General features: G+C 64.0%; 12 protein-coding genes and 1 rRNA gene. 11 read left to right on the forward strand and 2 right to left on the reverse strand.

Annotated elements, in window-relative coordinates:
* The 4 genes from rrf to H3H37_RS25095 all read left to right on the forward strand — a co-directional run.
* A 5S ribosomal RNA gene (gene rrf, locus H3H37_RS25080) occupies window positions 1-100 on the forward strand; the annotation flags it as partial.
* Window positions 101-327: 227 nt separating this feature from the next.
* The gene (pedF, locus tag H3H37_RS25085; protein ID WP_182167679.1) at window positions 328-801 is read left to right on the forward strand and encodes a cytochrome c-550 PedF; all 474 of its coding nucleotides are present in this window, start codon (window positions 328-330) and stop codon (window positions 799-801) included.
* Between the two features lie 52 nt (window positions 802-853).
* Window positions 854-1,687: a substrate-binding periplasmic protein gene (locus H3H37_RS25090; RefSeq protein WP_182167681.1), complete on the forward strand. Its 834-nt coding sequence runs from the start codon at window positions 854-856 to the stop codon at window positions 1,685-1,687.
* Window positions 1,684-4,080 (forward strand): TonB-dependent receptor, encoded by a 2,397-nt coding sequence (locus H3H37_RS25095; protein ID WP_182167683.1) that lies wholly within the window; start codon window positions 1,684-1,686, stop codon window positions 4,078-4,080. The genes H3H37_RS25090 and H3H37_RS25095 overlap by 4 nt, the downstream gene beginning before the upstream one ends.
* Here the strand turns inward: H3H37_RS25095 and H3H37_RS25100 are convergent, their stop codons facing one another.
* A complete protein-coding gene (locus H3H37_RS25100; RefSeq protein WP_182167685.1) occupies window positions 4,081-6,228 on the reverse strand; it encodes a TonB-dependent receptor family protein in 2,148 nt (715 codons plus the stop codon).
* A 215-nt stretch (window positions 6,229-6,443) separates the two neighbouring features.
* Here H3H37_RS25100 and H3H37_RS25105 point away from each other — a divergent pair, with 215 nt between their 5' ends.
* From H3H37_RS25105 to H3H37_RS25135, 7 genes are all read left to right on the forward strand, one after another.
* A complete protein-coding gene (locus H3H37_RS25105) occupies window positions 6,444-7,379 on the forward strand; it encodes a beta-propeller fold lactonase family protein (protein WP_311197594.1) in 936 nt (311 codons plus the stop codon).
* A 245-nt stretch (window positions 7,380-7,624) separates the two neighbouring features.
* On the forward strand, window positions 7,625-9,145 hold the full coding sequence (gene adh, locus H3H37_RS25110) for an aldehyde dehydrogenase (RefSeq protein ID WP_182167688.1): 1,521 nt from the start codon (window positions 7,625-7,627) through the stop codon (window positions 9,143-9,145).
* Window positions 9,146-9,198: 53 nt separating this feature from the next.
* A complete protein-coding gene (locus H3H37_RS25115) occupies window positions 9,199-9,570 on the forward strand; it encodes a DUF779 domain-containing protein (RefSeq protein WP_182167690.1) in 372 nt (123 codons plus the stop codon).
* Between the two features lie 102 nt (window positions 9,571-9,672).
* On the forward strand, window positions 9,673-11,370 hold the full coding sequence (locus H3H37_RS25120) for a methanol/ethanol family PQQ-dependent dehydrogenase (RefSeq protein WP_182167698.1): 1,698 nt from the start codon (window positions 9,673-9,675) through the stop codon (window positions 11,368-11,370).
* A gap of 304 nt (window positions 11,371-11,674) precedes the next feature.
* Window positions 11,675-12,829, forward strand: a complete 1,155-nt coding sequence (locus H3H37_RS25125) for a porin family protein (RefSeq protein WP_182167692.1) — start codon at window positions 11,675-11,677, stop codon at window positions 12,827-12,829.
* Window positions 12,830-12,885: 56 nt separating this feature from the next.
* Window positions 12,886-15,015 (forward strand): 4Fe-4S binding protein, encoded by a 2,130-nt coding sequence (locus tag H3H37_RS25130; protein ID WP_229219033.1) that lies wholly within the window; start codon window positions 12,886-12,888, stop codon window positions 15,013-15,015.
* Window positions 15,012-15,992 (forward strand): FAD:protein FMN transferase, encoded by a 981-nt coding sequence (locus tag H3H37_RS25135; RefSeq protein ID WP_182167694.1) that lies wholly within the window; start codon window positions 15,012-15,014, stop codon window positions 15,990-15,992. The genes H3H37_RS25130 and H3H37_RS25135 overlap by 4 nt, the downstream gene beginning before the upstream one ends.
* Window positions 15,993-16,000: 8 nt before the next feature.
* Here H3H37_RS25135 and H3H37_RS25140 read toward each other — a convergent pair whose 3' ends face one another.
* Window positions 16,001-17,890 carry a sigma-54-dependent Fis family transcriptional regulator gene (locus tag H3H37_RS25140; RefSeq protein WP_182167696.1) on the reverse strand — a complete coding sequence of 630 codons (1,890 nt, stop codon included), beginning with the start codon at window positions 17,888-17,890 and terminating at the stop codon, window positions 16,001-16,003.
* Window positions 17,891-18,437 lie beyond the last annotated feature (547 nt).

Consider the following 18,437-nt stretch of genomic DNA (forward strand, 5'->3'; position numbering starts at 1 on the left):
GCAAGTTGGTCCCACCCCTTCCCATCCCGAACAGGACCGTGAAACAACTCTGCGCCGATGATAGTGCTGCAACCAGTGTGAAAGTAGGTTATCGTCAAGCTAGTTATTATGAAAAAACCCCGCTGACTTAAAGTTGGCGGGGTTTTTTTTCGTCTTCTGTCCCTCCAGTATTCCCGGCCTGGGTGTCACATGGAACACCTGTCCCAATATGGGACAACCACACCTGCCATGCCCGGGAAACAGCCCCGGAAACAGCCCGTCAAGCGCATGGCACGGCAATTGCTCACTACCTTGATATTAGTCATTTCAAAACGGTAGGAGACCATCATGCAACATCCAATTCGCACTATCTTCGCTGGCGCCGCTTTCGCAACGGCCGCTCTCACCTCCATGATCGCTTACGCCCACGGCAACGTGACGCCGCAGGCCGTCGATACCACGGGCCTGCCGTCCGTGGGCGACAAGTGGCTGGACCAGAACCCGTACCGCGGCAACAAGCTGGCCCTGAAAATCGGCAGCTCCGCCTACAACCAGAACTGCGCCCGCTGCCACGGCCTGGAAGCCATCACGGGCGGCATCGCCCCTGACTTGCGCAAGCTTGACCGCGACTGCTTCGACATCAAGAACGACAAGAAGAAACAAGCCTGCTACAAGGAGACGGACAACTACTTCCTGACCTCGATCCGCCACGGCAAGGTGCGCAATGGCGCCGTCTACATGCCACCGTTCGAGGGCGTGTTCAACCAGGAAGCCATGTGGGCCATCAAGACCTATCTGGAAGACCGCCGCGAAGTCAAATAAGTCGCGTTCACCCAGCTTTTCCGACAGGTCGTTTTGATTCCGAGGTGCTCACATGTTCAAGTTCTCCCTGCGTGCCACAAGCGCGACGATTGCCCTGGCTGGTGTGCTGATGTGCGCCGTTTCCCCTGCGCGTGCCGACTGGAGCAAGATCCAGCAGTCGGGCGCGCTCAAGGTGGCGGTGTACAACGACTTCGCCCCTTTCTCCGACCATAGCGCCGGTATCGATGTCGACCTGGCCCAAGCGCTGGCGCAGAAGCTGGGCCTCAAACTCAGCCTGCTGCCATTCCCGGCCGGCGAGGAGTTGAACGACGACTTGCGCAATATGGTCTGGAAGGGCCACTACATGGGCTACGGCCCTGCCGACGTGATGTTGCACGTGCCGGTGGAGCCCAAGCTGATGAACGAGAATGACAAGGTCCGCATCTTCGCGCCCTATCACGTGGAGTCCGTGCGCCTGGTCCGTAACGCCAAGAGCATCCCCACCTTCGCGGGCCTCGATTCGCTGAATGGCAAAACCATCGGCGTTGAGAAAGTGTCGATCGCAGGCATGGTGATGCTCGGTGAAGGCAATGGTCGATTCCGTGACAACGTGCGCATTTTCGACACAGCGGAACAGGCGCTGGAACAACTCAAGGCGGGCAAGATCGACGCCGTGCTGGCCAATCGTTCGGAGATCGAGGCATCGCTCAAGGGCGATCCCGCGTTCCCGATCGATGAAGCCAAGTTCCAGCGTCTGCCGCGTGCCGGCTGGGCAGTCGGCATGGCGGTGCGCAAGGATGATGTGGAAGTGGCCAAGCTGCTGCAGTCGGCCATGAACGACTTGCGCAGCAGCGGCGAGTTGCAAGCCATCTTTGCCAAATACGGCGTGCATCTGGTGCAGCCGTGAAGCCGGCGCCGCAGCGCACACGGCTGGCAACGGCCGTTGCGCTGGCACTGGTGACGGCTGCCGCCAGCGCCGAATCGGGCGCGCCGTCGGCGCAATCGGCGGTGCCGGAACTGGTGGCGGGACCGGCGATGGCGCTGGCGTCGATCGATGTGGTCGGCGTCGCGCCCTTGCCCGGCCTTGGCATAGACCGCAACCTGTTGCCCTATGCCGTGCAGACCGCGTCGTCCCGCGAGTTGCGGCAATCGGCCGGGGAGAACCTAAGCGAATTCATGGCCCGCACGCTGACCGGCGTGGGGGTGAATGAAATCTCGGGCAGCCCGTTCCAGAACGATGTGACGTTCCGCGGTTTTCGCGCTTCGCCCGTATTGGGCAGCTCACAAGGCATTTCCGTCTACCTGGACGGCGTGCGGGTGAATGAACCGTTCGGTGACGTCGTCAATTGGGACATGGTGCCGGAAGCGGCCATTGGCAGCGTGCTGCTGGCGCCCGGCTCCAATCCTTTATACGGCCTGAATTCGCTGGGCGGCGCACTCGCGCTCAACAGCAAATCGGGCAAAACCCATCCCGGGCTGGACGTCAGCGTATCCGACGCCAGCAACGGACAACGCCGCACCGACCTCGCCTATGGCTACAGCGGCGACCAGCCGTGGCATGCCTTCCTGGCTGCCACGCTGTTCAACGACCGTGGCTGGCGCGAACATTCAAACGGCCGGCTCGGTAATCTTTATCTCAAACTGGGCGGCACCAGTGGCGCCAACGAATGGAGCCTTGCGTTATTGGGCGGCAGCAGCAGCCTGGTAGGCAATGGCCTGCTGCCCAGCTATCGCAGCGACGATAGCGGCCAGGGTTTGTACGAAACCAACCGCCGCGCCATCTACACCTACGCCGACGAAACACGCAACCGCCTGCACCAGGCCGTGTTCAGCCTGGTCCACGATCTGGGCACGGCGGGCGAACTGTCCGCCAATGCCTATGTGCGCAACAGCCGCCGCGACACCGTCAACGGCGACATCGGCGAGGCCTACGGCGATTACGTGGCCGACTGCAGCGCCGGTTTCCTGGCCGATGGCAGCGCCGCCGATCCCGCCACCTGCGGCTACGACCGCAACACGGCAGCGGCGCTGCATCCGGCTTCGTTCAATACCACCAGCACACGCCAGAACAGCCAGGGCGCAAGCGTCAACCTGAGCCGCGATGTGGCAGCCCACAAGCTGCTGGCCGGACTGACCTTCGATCGCAGCAGCGTCAGTTTCGCCCAGTTCGCGCAGGACGCGTTCTTCACACCGGACCGCGGCGTGCTGGCCGATCCCACCGCCGAGCGCGAGGCCACGTCGTCCGTCTCCGGCAGCACGCGCACGGTGGGCCTGTACGGTTCGGACACGTGGAGCGTGACCAACCAGACCCACGTGACGGCATCCGCGCGCTACAACCGCGCGCGCGTGGCCAACACGCTGGTCAACGCCGGCGACGCGCAAGCGCCGGAGGCGTTCAACTACCAAAAACTCAATCCGGCCCTCGGCGTCGCGCATGACGCGGGCGGCGGCCTGTCATTGCTGGCCAATTGGTCGCAGAGCACGCGCGTGCCGACCGTGATCGAACTGGGGTGCGCCGATCCCGCGCTGCCGTGCCGCTTGCCGGTCGGCCTGCAATCGGACCCCTATCTGAAACAGGTGGTCTCGCGCACCATCGAGGCGGGCGCGCGCTGGCAGGGCGGCCATCACGCCAGTGCCACGCTGTCGATCTACCGCACGATCAACCAGGACGATATCCTGTTCCGCAGCGCCGGCACCACCCAGCAGGGCTACTTCTCCAACTTCAAGCGCACGCTCCACCAAGGGGCGGACCTGAGCGCGAGCGGCCAGTGGGGCGACCTGACGGCGCGCATCAGCTACAGCTATCTGCAGGCCGTGTACGACGCCGATGGCACCTTGTTCACGGGCGCGCGCAACGTGCACGTGGCGGCCGGCACCCGCATCGCCGGACTGCCGCGCCATACGCTCAAGCTGGGCGCGGACTGGCGCGCCACGCCAGCGCTGACGCTGGGCGCCGAAGTGGTCGCCAAGTCGGATCTGCTCACGCAGGGTAATGAGGATGGCCTGATCGCCGATACGCAGGCGGATCAGCCGCCGCAAACGGCCGATCTGCGGATTCGCGGCTACGCCTTGCTTGGCCTGCACCTGGACTATCATCCCACCCAGCGCTGGGAGCTGTACGCCCGCATCAATAACGTGACGAACCGGCGTTATGAAACCTTCGGCGCCGTGGCGCAGGACATGTTCCCGAATGGGCGTCTGCTACAGCCCCTGGATGGCGCCGTGCAAGCGGCGCCGGTGCGCTTCGTCGCACCCGGCGCACCACGTTCGGTGGTGGCCGGGTTACGCTATCACTTCTGATCAGAACCCGTACCGGGCACTGGCGCCCATCAGCCAGTTGCGACCCGGTGCGGCTTCGTAATAGCGCTTGTTGGTGTCGCCCACGATCACCGAGCCCACGTAGACCTTGTCGAGCAGGTTGTTCACGCGCAGGAACTGCTTGAAGGTCCAGCCTTTCCACTCCTGCTTGGCCGTCACGCGCGCATTCAGGATGCCGTAGCCGGGGGCGGGCTTCTCTGCGTTGGCGTCTTCCGCGTAGATGCGTCCACTGGCCACGCCTTCCAGTGCGGCGCCGAGGTGGCCGCTGCCGTCGGCCCATGCCAGTTCCGCGTACATGTTCGCGTTCGGCACGCCCGGCAGGCGGCTACCCTGCTGCACGGTGCCGAAGGCCTGGTCATACACGGCGCGCAGCGTGGTCAGCGCCAGGCGCGTGCTCAGGCCGTAGCGCCAGCTCGAATCGAGCGACAGTTCGGCGCCCTGGCGCAGCGTGCTGCCGCCGTTGCGGTAGCTGGTGCGGCCGCCCACGGAGCTGTCGACCACCAGTTCGTCGCTGGTGCGGACCTGGAACAGGGCGGCGTTGACGCGGGTGTCCTGCATCGGCTGGGCCTTGATGCCCGCTTCCAGATGGGTGCTGTTGGCCGCCTTCAGATTGAAGTTGAAGCCGGCGCCCGAGCCTGAATAGAACAGTTCATTGAGCGTGGGCGTCTCGAAGCCGCGTGCGGCGCTGCCGTACACATTAAGCTTGGGCGAGACCTGGTACAGCAGGCCCAATACCGGCGTGGTGTGGCTGTAAGTCAGGTTGCCGCTGTCGTTGCCGTTGCCGAGGAAGTGGTCGTCCACTTCGATCTTCACGCGGCTGTGGCGCAGGCCCGCCGTCGCCAGCCAGGGGCCGGACTGCCATTCCGCCTGCAGGTAGGGATCGACATTCGACACGATATCGTCCTCGTCGCGCCGCAGCTTGCCCTCCACGCCGAACTGGGTGCCGATGAAGTTCTCGAAGCCCTTGCGCGCGTCGCTCGAATGGCCGTATTCGATGCCGACCGTGGTGCTCAGTTTGCCGCCGGCCAGCTGGTTCACGTGCAGCCAGTTGAGGTCCGTGCCATGGAAATTGCGCTCGAAGTCCACCACGCCGCCGGAATGGCTGGCCGGCGCCTGGAACGCTTTGGAGAACGCCTGGTACTGGACCACGTCGCGGTTGCCGCCGTAGACGGTGGCGCGCAGGCGGTCGTCGCCGAACGCCTGTTCCCATACGGCGCCCGCTTGTTCGTGGTGGATGCTCTTGCGGGTGTTGTAGCGGTCGGCCAGGGTGCGTTTGGGCGATAGCGGATCGGTGGTGTCGATCTCGCCGGCGCGCGGGTCGCGCTGGAAGGTGGCCCAGGTCACGCCCAGCGGGTCCTGGGTGTCGTCCTGGCGCAGGCCGTTGGCGACGATGCTCAGTTTGGCGCCGGCCATGGGGGCCAGCGTCAGCTTGGCGTAGGCCTGGTCGCGCCGGGCCGCGCTGTGGGCACGGTAGCCGTCCGTATCGAAGCGCGAGGTGTCGACCACGTAGCCGATGCCACCGGACTTGCCTTGCGCGTTCAGGTCCACCTTGCGCGTGCCATAGCTGCCGCCGGTCAGGTTCATTTCGACCGAAGGCGCGCCTTCGCCGTCGCGGGTGACCAGCTGGATCACGCCGCCCGAGTGGTTGCCGTACAGGGCAGAGAAGGGACCGCGCAGCACTTCGATGTGGTCGGCCATGTCGAGGTTGAAGGTGGCGGCCTGGCCCTGGCCGTCCGGCATGCTGGCCGGGATGCCATCCGTCACCAGGTGCACGCCGCGCACGCCGAAGGCGGAACGGGCGCCAAAGCCGCGCGAGGAGATTTGCAGGTCCTGCGCGTAATTCTGGCGGTTTTGTACCACCAGGCCGGGCACGGCCACCAATGCCTCGGAGGCGTTGACGCGGGCCTGGCTGTCGCGCACGCGCGAGGTGTCGACCACATCGAGCGCGGCCGGCAGCTCAAAACTGGTATGCCCGGCGCGGCTGCCGCTGATGACCACAACGTCGGTTACCGCGCCTGTGCCGGCATCGGGCGCCGCGTCGGGGGCGGCGGCGTAGGCCTGCGGCGCCAGTGCGCTGCCGGCCGCGAAAAGCGCGGCGACGGCGTTGAGTCGGAAGGCTGGGTGTTTCATTGCAAAGTCTCCATGTTGTTTAACGGTTCACGCTTGCTCCAGGCGCCTTGCGCCAGCAAGTCTGCCCATCATGTAAGCAATTTGCCTGCCATGCTGCGGCGCTGCGTCAACGGTCGTGGCACGGCGATTGCATAAATATTCGCGCACGCGCGCGTTGGCGCAAAGCTGTTCGATATTCGACCATCCCCGATCAACCTCCGATGAAAGGCCGTACCGTGAAAACCTCCACTTTATTCGCCCTGTCGCTGCTGTGCGCACAGGTGCATGCGGCGCCGTTCGCCTACGTGCCGAACGAAAAATCCTCCAGTGTCAGCGTGATCGACGTGGCCACCGGCACCGTGGTGCGCGAGATCGCGGCCGGCAAGCGCCCGCGTGGCATCGCTGCCGATCCGGCCGGCCGCCACCTGTACGTGACGGACGCCGTCAGCAACGCCTTGCTGGTGATCGACACGGCCAGCGGCGCCACCGTGCGTACCATCGCGCTGGGCAAATCGCCGGAAGGGGTGAACGCCTCCGCCGACGGCGCCCTGGTGGCCGTGGCGGTCGAGGAGAGCAACAGCGTGACGCTGATCGGCGCGGCCGATGGCCAGGTGCTCGCCGATATCAAGGTGCAAGGCAAGAACCCCGAGCACGCCGTGTTCAGCCCGGACGGCCGCTGGCTGCTGGTGAGCGCGGAGGAGGCCGAGCAGGTCGACGTGATCGATGTGGCCGCACGGCGCCAGGTGGGCACGGTGGCGGTGGGGCGACGCCCGCGCGGCATGGGCTTCTCGCCCGATGGCAAGCTGGCCTACGTGGCCTGCGAACTGGTGAACACGGTCTATGTGATCGACATGGCCCAGCGCAAGGCCGTGGCCCAGGTCGCGGCCGGGAAGAACTCGAACGGCATCGCCGTCAGTCCGGATGGTGCGCACGTCTACGTCTCCAATGGCATCGACGGCAGCGTGATGGTGATCGATACGGCCACCAACACCGTGAGCCACACCATCGCCGTGGGCAAGCGGCCGTGGAACATGGCGCTGACGGCCGATGGCGCCACGCTGTATGTGGCCAATGGCCGTTCCAACAGCGTGTCGGCCATCGATACGGCCAGCGCCGCCAAGCGCGCCGACATCGCCGTCGGCCAGCTGCCATGGGGCGTGGTGATCCGCTAGTGATCCGCTAGTGATCTGCGAACGCGCAGAGGCTGTGTCACACCTGTTCCAATCCTGAACAGGTGTGACAGCCCGGCGCCAACCCGGCCCGCGCCGCACAGCCCCCGCAGATACCCGTGCTCACTGTGGCGCAGCCCTGAAGCGGGGCCGGTTGGCGGTGCTGGCACGGTGTTTGCGAATAGGAGCATGTGCCTTACCAACGCCGTTACGGAACGGTCCCATAACCACAGCAGAAAGAGGATGACATGAATCTCGCGGATATCAGCAAACTTGGCGTCGCTAACCCATTCAAAGCACGCTACGACAACTACATCGGCGGCAAATTCGTTGCGCCGGTCAACGGCGAATACTTCGCCAACATCACCCCGATCACCGGCCAGCCGTTCTGCGAAATCGCCCGTTCCAACGAAGCGGACGTGGAGCTGGCACTGGACGCCGCCCACGCCGCCAAGGCCGCATGGGGCAAGACCTCGCCAGCGGAACGCGCCAACATCCTGAACCGCATCGCTGACCGCATGGAAGCGAACCTGAAGCTGATCGCCACCGCCGAGACCATCGACAACGGCAAGCCGATCCGCGAAACCATGGCCGCCGATATCCCGCTGGCGATCGACCACTTCCGCTACTTCGCCGGTTGCATCCGTTCGCAGGAAGGCTCGGTCGCCCAGATCGATTCCGAAACCTACGCTTACCACTTCCACGAGCCGCTGGGCGTCGTGGGCCAGATCATCCCCTGGAACTTCCCGATCCTGATGGCCGTGTGGAAGCTGGCCCCAGCGCTGGCCGCCGGTAACTGCGTGGTGCTGAAACCCGCCGAGCAAACCCCTGCCTCGATCATGGTGCTGATGGAAGTGATCGGCGACCTGCTGCCACCTGGCGTGGTCAACGTGGTCAACGGCTTCGGCCTGGAGTGCGGCAAGCCGCTGGCATCGAGCAAGCGCATCGCCAAGATCGCCTTCACCGGCGAAACCGGCACCGGCCGCCTGATCATGCAATACGCCGCGCAGAACCTGATCCCCGTCACCCTGGAACTGGGCGGCAAGTCGCCCAACATCTTCTTCGAAGACGTGATGGAAGCGGACGACGCCTTCTTCGACAAGTGCCTGGAAGGTTTCGCCATGTTCGCGCTGAACCAGGGCGAAGTGTGCACCTGCCCATCGCGCGTGCTGATCCAGGAATCGATCTACGAGAAGTTCATCGAGCGCGCGCTGGCCCGCGTGGCCGCCATCAAGCAGGGCAACCCGCTGGATGCCTCGACCATGATCGGCGCCCAGGCTTCGCAAGAGCAGATGGAAAAGATCCTGTCGTACATGGACATCGGCAAGCAGGAAGGCGCCGAGCTGCTGGCTGGCGGTTCGCGCAATGCCCAGACGGGCGACCTGGAAGGCGGCTTCTACGTGCGTCCTACCGTGTTCAAGGGCAACAACAAGATGCGCATCTTCCAGGAAGAGATCTTTGGCCCGGTGGTGTCGGTGACCACCTTCAAGGATGAAGCCGAAGCGCTGGCCATCGCCAACGACACGCTGTACGGCCTGGGCGCCGGCCTGTGGACCCGCGACGGTTCGCGCGCCTTCCGCGTCGGCCGCGCCATCCAGGCTGGCCGCGTGTGGACCAACTGCTACCACCTGTACCCTGCCCACGCCGCCTTCGGTGGCTACAAGCAGTCCGGTATCGGCCGCGAAAACCACAAGATGATGCTGGACCACTACCAGCAGACCAAGAACCTGCTGGTCAGCTACAACCCGAACGCGCTCGGTTTCTTCTAAGCGCTTGATGAAGTCCCGGCGCCGCGTGGTGCCGGGACTGCGAAAGGAAGCCCATGAACAATGCCATCGCCCGCGTGACCGCCACCCCGGCGGCACTGGAATTCCTGGCGGCCTTGCGCCGCCAGCATGGCCCGCTGATGTTTTTCCAGTCCGGCGGCTGTTGCGACGGCAGTGCGCCGATGTGCTACGGCGCCGGGGACTTCAATCTCAGCGACACGGACGTCTACCTGGGCAACCTGGATGGTACGCCGTTTTACATGGGACTGGAGCAGTTCGAGTATTGGCAGCACACGCAGCTGATCATCGATGTCGTGGACGGGAACGGCGGTATGTTCTCGCTCGATAACGGTACCGGAAGGCGCTTCCTGACCCGCTCGCGCCTCTTTACGGACGAGGAGCTGGCGGTGCTTAACAGCGCAGAGTAGCAGGCAGTAAAACAGAGTAGCTAAATTCCAAAAACGGGAACAGAGGAGAAGATTGTGCAGAAAAAAATTATCGCAACGCTGGTCGGCTTGAGCGTCCTGACGATGGCGCATGGCGCCGCAAACGTCACCACGGCCATGCTCAACGATGCCAGCAAGGCCACCGACAGCGTGCTGTCGTTCGGCATGGGCTCGGAAGGCCAGCGTTTTTCCTCGCTCACGCAAATCAACACCAAGAACGTCGACAAGCTGGTGCCAGCATGGTCGTTCTCGTTCGGTGGTGAGAAGCAGCGTGGCCAGGAATCGCAGCCCGTGATCTACAAGGGCAAGATGTTCATCACCGCGTCGTACTCGCGTATCTTCGCGATCGACCTGAAAACCGGCGCCAAGCTGTGGAAGTATGAGCACCGCCTGCCTGACGCCATCATGCCTTGCTGCGACGTGGTCAACCGCGGCGCCGCCCTGTACGGCAACCTGGTCATCTTCGGCACGCTGGATGCGCAGCTGGTGGCACTGGACCAGGACACGGGTAAAGTCGTCTGGAAGGAAAAGATCGACGACTACGCAGCCGGCTACTCGATGACGGCAGCGCCGCTGATCGCTGACGGCGTGCTGCTGACCGGCGTGTCGGGCGGCGAGTTCGGTATCGTGGGCCGCGTCGAAGCACGCAACCCGATGACAGGCGAACTGCTGTGGACCCGTCCGACCGTCGAAGGCCACATGGGCTACAAGTACGACAAGGACGGCAACGCCATCGAGAACGGTGTGTCGGGCACGGTCAACAAGACCTGGCCGGGCGAACTGTGGAAGACGGGCGGCGCCTCGACCTGGATGGGCGGCACCTACGACCCGAGCACCAAGCTGGCCTACTTCGGCACCGGCAATCCGGCGCCATGGAACAGCCACCTGCGTCCCGGCGACAACCTGTACTCGTCGTCCACCGTGGCGATCGATCCGAAGACCGGCCAGATCAAGTGGGCTTACCAGAACACGCCTAACGATTCGTGGGACTTCGACGGCGCCAACGAGTTCGTCACCTTCGACATGGACGGCAAGCGTTACGGCGGCAAGGCCGACCGCAACGGCTTCTTCTACGTGATCGACGCCAACAACGGCAAGCTGCAGAACGCCTTCCCGTTCGTGAAGAAGATCACCTGGGCCACCAGCATCGACCTCAAGACCGGCCGTCCGAACTTCGTGAAGGAAAACCGTCCGAGCGATCCGACCACGGGTCCTGAAGGCAAGAAGGGCAGCACCGTGTTCGCGGCGCCGGCCTTCCTGGGCGCGAAGAACCAGATGCCGATGGCGTACAACCCGCAGACCAAGCTGTTCTATGTGCCGGCCAACGAGTGGGGCATGGACATCTGGAATGAGCCGATCAGCTACAAGAAGGGCGGCGCTTACCTGGGCGCTGGCTTCACCATCCGTCCGCTGAACGAGGACTACATCGGCGCCATGCGCGCGATCGATCCGAAGACCGGCAAGATCGTCTGGGAAGACAAGAACTCCGCTCCGCTGTGGGGCGGCGTGATGACCACCGCCGGCGGCCTGGTGTTCTACGGTACGCCTGAAGGTTACCTGAAGGCGGTCGACGCCAAGAACGGCAAGGAGCTGTGGAAGTTCCAGACCGGTTCCGGCGTGGTCGCACCTCCTGTGACGTGGCAGGACGGCGGCACCCAGTACGTGGCCGTGGTGTCGGGCTGGGGTGGCGCGGTGCCGCTGTGGGGCGGCGAGGTAGCCAAGAAGGTCAACTTCCTGGAGCAGGGCGGTTCGGTGTGGGTCTTCAAACTGCCAGCAAAATGATTTACGTCGGCAGCGTTCATATCATGCGCGGTTAGTCTCCCCTTGGCGCTTGAACGCTTCTTTTTACTGACGGCTTCGGCCGTCAGTTTTTTTTTGTGCGGTGCCGTTCGTCGCGTGCGTGGCGATCAACGCGGCGATCAAATTTAGGACAGTGCGCGCACACGCTGATCCGATACAGCACAGCGAATGCCGCGATCTGTACCGTTTTCCCTCTGTGTAGCGACAGGCACGCAAATTGCCATTACACGCTTACATCAAACGTGATGTGTCTGACCAAATCTAGAACAAATACATGGAGAATGTGATGAAGAAGATTTTCTTGCTGGGCGCGCTGGCAGCTGCAGGTACTCAATCGGCACAAGCGGTGGACATCAAGGCCGGCGACTGGACGGTCAATGTCGGTGGCATCGTCAATGCCTATTACACGCAGGTGTCGTGCTCCGGCGATGCCGTGGGTGGTCTGGCGCTGGCCGGTAAGGGCCTGGGCTGCGGCGGCGAATCGAACCGCACCACCATCGGCAACGGCCTGCTGCCAAACGGCCTGGTGACGTCGGCTTCGTCGCGCCAGGGCGACTACGACGTCAAGGCGCTGATCGGCATCTACAACGCCACGGCCACCGACAGCGCCATCGCCGCCAACAGCGGCGTGGACGTGCGTCAGGCCTACTTCACGTTCGGTAACGCCGAAATGGGCACGGTCAAGCTGGGCCGCGACAACGGCATCTTCGGCGCCAACCCCATCTTCGGCGACATGACGCTGATCGGCTCGGGCGCGCCAGTGCAGGCCACCCAGCGCGGCCGCGTCACGCTGGGCCACATCGGCGCTGGCTACAGCTACGTCGGCTACTATGGCCAGATCGCCTACAGCGCACCGAAGTCGACCTCCGGCATCGGCTTTGACGCCGCGCTGGTGAGCCCCGTGTCCGACACGCCTATCGTCGCCGCCGCCACCTACTCGGCCAAGAACAGCCCGCAGGTGCAGGCGCAGGTCACGTATGCGGCCGACGGCTTCAAGGGCTGGCTGGGCGCCAAGTCGCAGAAGTTCTCGTCCACCACGCCAGGCGTGAACGACTTCACCATGTCGGCCGTGGAACTGGGCCTGTCGTACCAGGCTGGCGCGGCCGGCCTGCTGGCCAACTTCCAGGGCGGCAAAGGCCTGGGCGTGCTGTCGGATGCGGATCAGGGCGATGTGAAGGCCAAGAACTACTTCGTGCAGGCGACCTACAAGCCAACGGAGAAGCTCAAGCTGGGCCTGGGCTACGGTATCAGCAAGAACGACGACAACACCGTCGGCACCGGCGGCCTGAAGTCGAACGCCAACCTGACGGCCGGTATGTACTACTCGCTGACCAGCGCGATTTCGCTGGTGGGTGAAGTGGGCCAGACCCGCTCCAAGGGCTTCAACGGCGGCGAGGCGAAGATGAACGGCGTCTCGGTGGGCGGCATCATCTTCTTCTGATAGCGCCTCACTTATCGCGGCGCGGCGGGGATGGCCGCGCCGCGGTAGGAGACGACATGACTGCCATGCGAGTTTTGTATTCGATGTGGAGCGCGACGTTGCTGCCCCTTCTGCTGGCCCTGTTGCTGGCGGCGGCGCCGGCGCGTGCCGGCGTGCTGGACAAGGCGGAGCTGGAACGCCGCTTTCCCGCGCCGCTGATGGTGGGCGAGCGCGACGCGGACTTGCCCGTGTGGCCCATCTTCAAGCAGAACGCCACAGCCACGGAGCTGGTGGCCTATGTGTTCGAGTCTGTCGACCTGGCGCCTGTGCCGGGCTTTGCGGGTGTGCCGCCCAACCTGCTGGTGGCAATCGATCCGCAGGGCGGATTTCTCGATGTGGCCGTGCTGTCGCAGCACGAGCCGGTGTTCCTGGATGGCCTGGGCGAGGGCCCGCTGATCCAGTTCGTCAAGCAGTACAAGGGCCTGTCGCTCAAGCAGAACATCAGCATAGAAACCAATACCAAGCGTGAGCGGCATGCCGACGCCGCGCACGCGTATATCGATGGCGTGTCCAAGGCCACGGCGTCGGTGCGCATCATCAACCAGAGCGTGCTGGCGGCGGCGCTCAAGGTGTCGCGCAAGAAGCTGGGCTTCGCGCAGGGGCGCGACCCGGATCAGATCGCGCGCATCAAACCCGATCTGTTCGAAACCATGGACTTGCTGCGCATGCAGTCGGAAGGACTGGTGCAGCATCTGCGCCTGCGTAACCGCGACGTGGAACGCCTGTTCATCGGCGGCGATGGTGCTGGCCTGGACCCGGACGGACTGGCCCACCCCGACGACCTGTTCATCGACCTGTACGTGGCCTGCGTCTCCGTGCCATCGGTGGGCCGCAACCTGCTGACCGAGCGTGGCTGGCGCAAGCTGAAAGGCCGGCTGGAGGAGGGCGATCACGCCATCCTCGTGATGTCCACAGGGCGCTACAGCGTGACCGGCGACGACTTCGTGCGCGGCAGCCTGTCCGAGCGCCTGCTGTTAAAACAGGACCAGCTGCCGATCGATATGCGCGACCTGGACCTGGACCTGGCCGTGGCGCGTGAACAGCTGCCGGGCTATTCGGTGACGGCGTTTCGCGTGATCTCGCAGGCGGGGCTGGACCCGGCCGGCGTGTTCCACTTTTCGCTGCCCATCACGCGTAACAAGGGCATCGTGTACCCGGAGCGGATCACGCGCAGCTTCGATATCGAATACCGGTTGCCTGAACGCTTCTACGTGGCGCCGGAGGGCAATGACAAAACCTGGCGTGCGATCTGGCGTGGCCGCGCCGTCGACCTGGTGGTGCTGGCGGCCGGGCTCGCGGTGCTGTCCTTCGCCCTGATCCGGCAGAAGTGGCTGACCGCCAATGGTGGGCGCTTCGCCTGGTTCCGGCGCGCTTACCTGGTCTTCACCATCGCGTTCATCGGCTACTACGCACAGGGCCAACTATCGATCGTCAATATCACCGGCGTGGTGCAGGCGTTGCTGGCCCATCGCAGCCTCGAATTCATGCTGTTCGATCCGATGACGGTGGTGTTGTGGGCATTCGTGCTGGTCACGCTGCTGGCGTGGGGACGGGGAACCTTCTGCGGCTGGCTATGCCCGTTCGGCGCCATGCAGGAGTTCATCGGCAAGGCCGCGCGCAAGTTCGGCATTCCGCAGCATCGCTTGCGCAGCGCGACCGATGCGCGCCTGAAGCGCATCAAGTATGTGCTGCTGGCGCTGATCCTCACCAGCGCCGTGCTGTCGGACGTGTGGACCGACCGGCTCGTGGAGCTGGAGCCGTTCAAGACATCGATCACGCTGGGCTTTGTCCGTTCCTGGTCTTACGTGGCCTATGCCGTGGCGCTGCTGGCGGCGAGCGCCTTTGTCTACAAATTCTTTTGCCGTTACCTGTGCCCGTTCGGCGCCGGGCTTGCGCTGCTGGGCCGGTTCCGGCTGCTGGCGTGGATCGCGCGGCGCAGCGAATGCGGCAAGCCATGCCAGACCTGCCGCCACAGTTGCGATTACCAGGCCATCAAGCCGGCCGGTGACATCGACTATGCGGAATGCTTCCAGTGCATGGACTGCGTGGTGATTTACGAGAGCGATGAAAAATGCGCGCCCCGGATCATGGAAGTGAAACGGCGCCGCACCATTCCCATCATGCCGATGGCCGGAGGACAGTCATGAAACGCCGTACATTCTTGTGTGCTTCGATGGGCGTGCTGGCGGGCGCCAGCGGCCTGGCCTTGAGTTCGGACCAGCACCTGCATACGGGAGCGGCGCTGGCGTTCGGCACCACGATCTCAATCTCGGTATTGCATGCCGACGAACGCCTGGCGCGGCAGGCCGTGGATGATGCCCTGCATGCGGCGCAGCGGGTGGACAGGCTGATGAGCATCTACAATCCGGCCAGCCAGGTGTATCAGCTCAATCGCGATGGCAAGCTGGCGCAGCCCGATGCGCAGTTGCTGGCCGTGCTGAGGCAGGCGCAGGATTTGTCCAGGCTCAGTGACGGCGCGTTCGATATCACGGTGCAGCCGCTGTGGCGCGCGTTCAGCGAGGCGGCCGCGCGCGGCACACTGCCCACCGGCGCGGCCCGGCGGCAGGCGCGCGCGCTGGTCGGCTGGCAAGGGCTGGAGTTCGACCAGGAGGCAGTGCGGCTGGCGCGGCCCGGCATGGCCATCACGCTCAACGGCCTGGCCCAGGGGTATGCGGCCGACTGCGCACTGGCCGCGCTACAGGCGCGGGGCATCCAGCATGCGCTGCTGGATACCGGGGAATTCGTCGCGCGCGGCCGCAAGCAGCACCAGCAGCCCTGGACGCTCGGCATCCGCGCGCCGCGCGATGCCGATGCGCTGGCCACCACCTTGTACATCGAAGGCTGCGGGGTGGCCACATCCGGTGACTATGAGGCCACATTCACGCCCGATTTTGTCCACCATCACATCTTCGATCCTGCGCTTGGCGATTCGCCGGCGGAACTGGCCAGCGTCAGCGTGCTTGCGCCCAACGCCATGCTGGCGGATGGCCTGTCGACCACGTTCATGGTGATGGGGCGGGCGCGGGCGGCCGCCTTGGCCGCCCAGTTGCCGGGTGTGGACATGATGACCATCGATAAGCAGGGCCGCAGCTGGCAGACGCGTAACTTCCCGCCGCCGGCGTGACGGCGCCGCTACTTCAGGTTGGGCACCTTGCGGTAGATGGTGTTGCGCGACACGCCCAGCGCGCGCGCCGTGGCCGACACGTTGCCACCGTTGGCCTCCAGCGAGCGCAGGATCACCGACTGCTCCATTTCCTCCAGGTTGGCGCCGGTGGCGATCATTTGCGTCGTCGTGGCTTGGGTGTCCAGGGCCTGGGTCTGCTCGATATCGTCGAGGAAGTCGTCGGGCATGTGGCGCAGACCGATCTCCTGCTCGTCACCCGCCATCACGATGGCCGTGCGCAGCAGGTTGGTGAGCTGGCGGAAGTTGCCCGGCCATTTGTGGCGCCGGAACAGGTGCAGGATTTCGGGCGAGACTTCGTAGCCGCCGTGCTCCGATTCGGCCGCCAGGATCTTCTTGACGACCGTTTCCAGGTCGGTGCGTTCGCGCAGCGGCGGCAATTTGACCACCAGGCCGTTGAGCCGGTAGTAGAGGTCTTCGCGGAACAGCCCTTGCGCCATGCGTTCGCGCAGGTTGTGGTTGGTGGCGCAGATCAGTTCCACGTTGACGGGGATGGACTTGTCGCTGCCGAGCGGCGTCACCATCCGTTCCTGCAGGACGCGCAGCAGGCGCGCCTGCAGGCTGAAAGGCATGTCGCCGATCTCGTCGAGGAACAGCGTGCCGCCATTCGCCTGCAGGATCTTGCCGGCAGCGCCTTTCTTGCGGGCGCCGGTGAACGCGCCGTCTTCGTAGCCGAACAGTTCGGACTCGATCAGCGTTTCCGGAATCGACGCGCAGTTCACGGCCACAAAGGGGCTCATGGCGCGCGGCGAATCGTTGTGGATGGCCTGGGCCAGCAACTCCTTGCCGGTGCCCGTCTCGCCCATGATCATGATCGGGATGTCGCGTCCCAGCACTTTGCTGACTTTTTCGATCACCAGTTCCAGCTGCGGATCGCCGGTGCGCAGGTAGCGCAGGCCGGACAGGCGTCGCGCGTTGCCGACGGCGGCGCGGCTCGGCTGGGGCACGGCGCTGGCCGATGCGCCATGCGGTTCCGTCAGCACTTGCTGGAACACGCTGTTGGACAGTCGCAGCTGGGCGCGGCCAAACACGCGCACGCCGTTGTGCATGCACAGGTTCAGCAGGCCGGGCGAGGCGGTGCGGTAGTGCTCATACAGCGCCGATACCGGCAAGCCGAACAGGGAGCTGAACGTGTGCGATTGCAGCGCCGCGTAGGACAGGCCAAGCTGGAACAAGCCGTTGCGGTTGGCCGACAGGAAGCGACCGCCGGGGCTGAACGAGGCGATGCCTTCCATCAGCGTGCCGATGAATTCGGGACGCACATGGAAATGCAGTGTGATCGCATCTTCGAATGTGGCGGAGAACAGCTGGTTTTCAATCATCAGCGCCGACATGCGCACCAGGGCCATGGTGTGCTTGTGGAAGCTGCGCTGGTCGCCGGACACGTCGAGCACGCCGATCACATTGCCGAGGTGATCGGTGATGGGGGCGGCGGAGCAAGTCAGGAAGTGGTTGGCCGACAGGTAATGCTGGTCGGCGTGGACCAGCGCTGGCGCTTTTTCGGCAATGGCGGTGCCGATCGCGTTGGTGCCGCGGCTTTGCTCGGACCAGGCCACGCCAGGTTGTAATGCCACGCGGTTGGCTTTTTCCAGGAAATCGTCGTCGCCCAGCGAGTGGACGATCACCCCGTTGGCGTCGGTCAGGATCACCATGTTGTGGGTGTTGACGATCTGCTGGTACAGCGTTTCCATGGCCGGCAGGGCGTGGGCGTGCAGCAGGCGGTTCTGTTCTATCAGCGCGTTGAGGTCGCCCCGCGCCAGCGGGTTGAAGTCTGGCTTGCCCTCTGGGTTGAGGCCGTAGGACAGGGAGCGCTGATGTGAGGTTTCAATGATAAGCGGCATCTTGTCCGCCCACGCGTTTGCGGAAGTTGCCCCTAATGCGGACGAAGGGGCACTGTGCAGATCTGGAGCAGTCTGTTGGTGCATGGCGTTCTCAATATCTCCGTTAGGCCGTTATTGACGGCTCTCTCTCGCATCAGGTGTTCCATAATGTAACACCTGTGCAAATTTTGAGCAAAATCAGATGTCCCTTTCGTGTGGACACCGCTGCTTAAGCTGTAATAAGCAAGCATGGTGCCAGCTGATCAGAAGGACTTGCCAAAGTTCGAAGGCCTTTGCTATAGTTCGCCTCCCCGCAAAACGGCGCGTGCAAATGCGAGTTGAACGGGGCGAAAACGAGGGGTTGACGAGTTGCACGAAACACCGCATAATCTCGCTTCTCTGCTGACGAACAAAACGCTTCGCAGCAAGCAGTACCGAATAAAGTTCTTTAACAATTCACAGTCGATAAGTGTGGACGTTTGATGGAAGTGCACGCGGAGCTCGTCTCCGCGATACTTAAAATATCAAATGTTCACAAGAAGTAATGAAATAGGACGCTTCTTAGGAA

Origin of the sequence: Rugamonas brunnea (assembly GCF_014042345.1) — a bacterium.
GTDB lineage: Bacteria > Pseudomonadota > Gammaproteobacteria > Burkholderiales > Burkholderiaceae_D > Rugamonas > Rugamonas brunnea.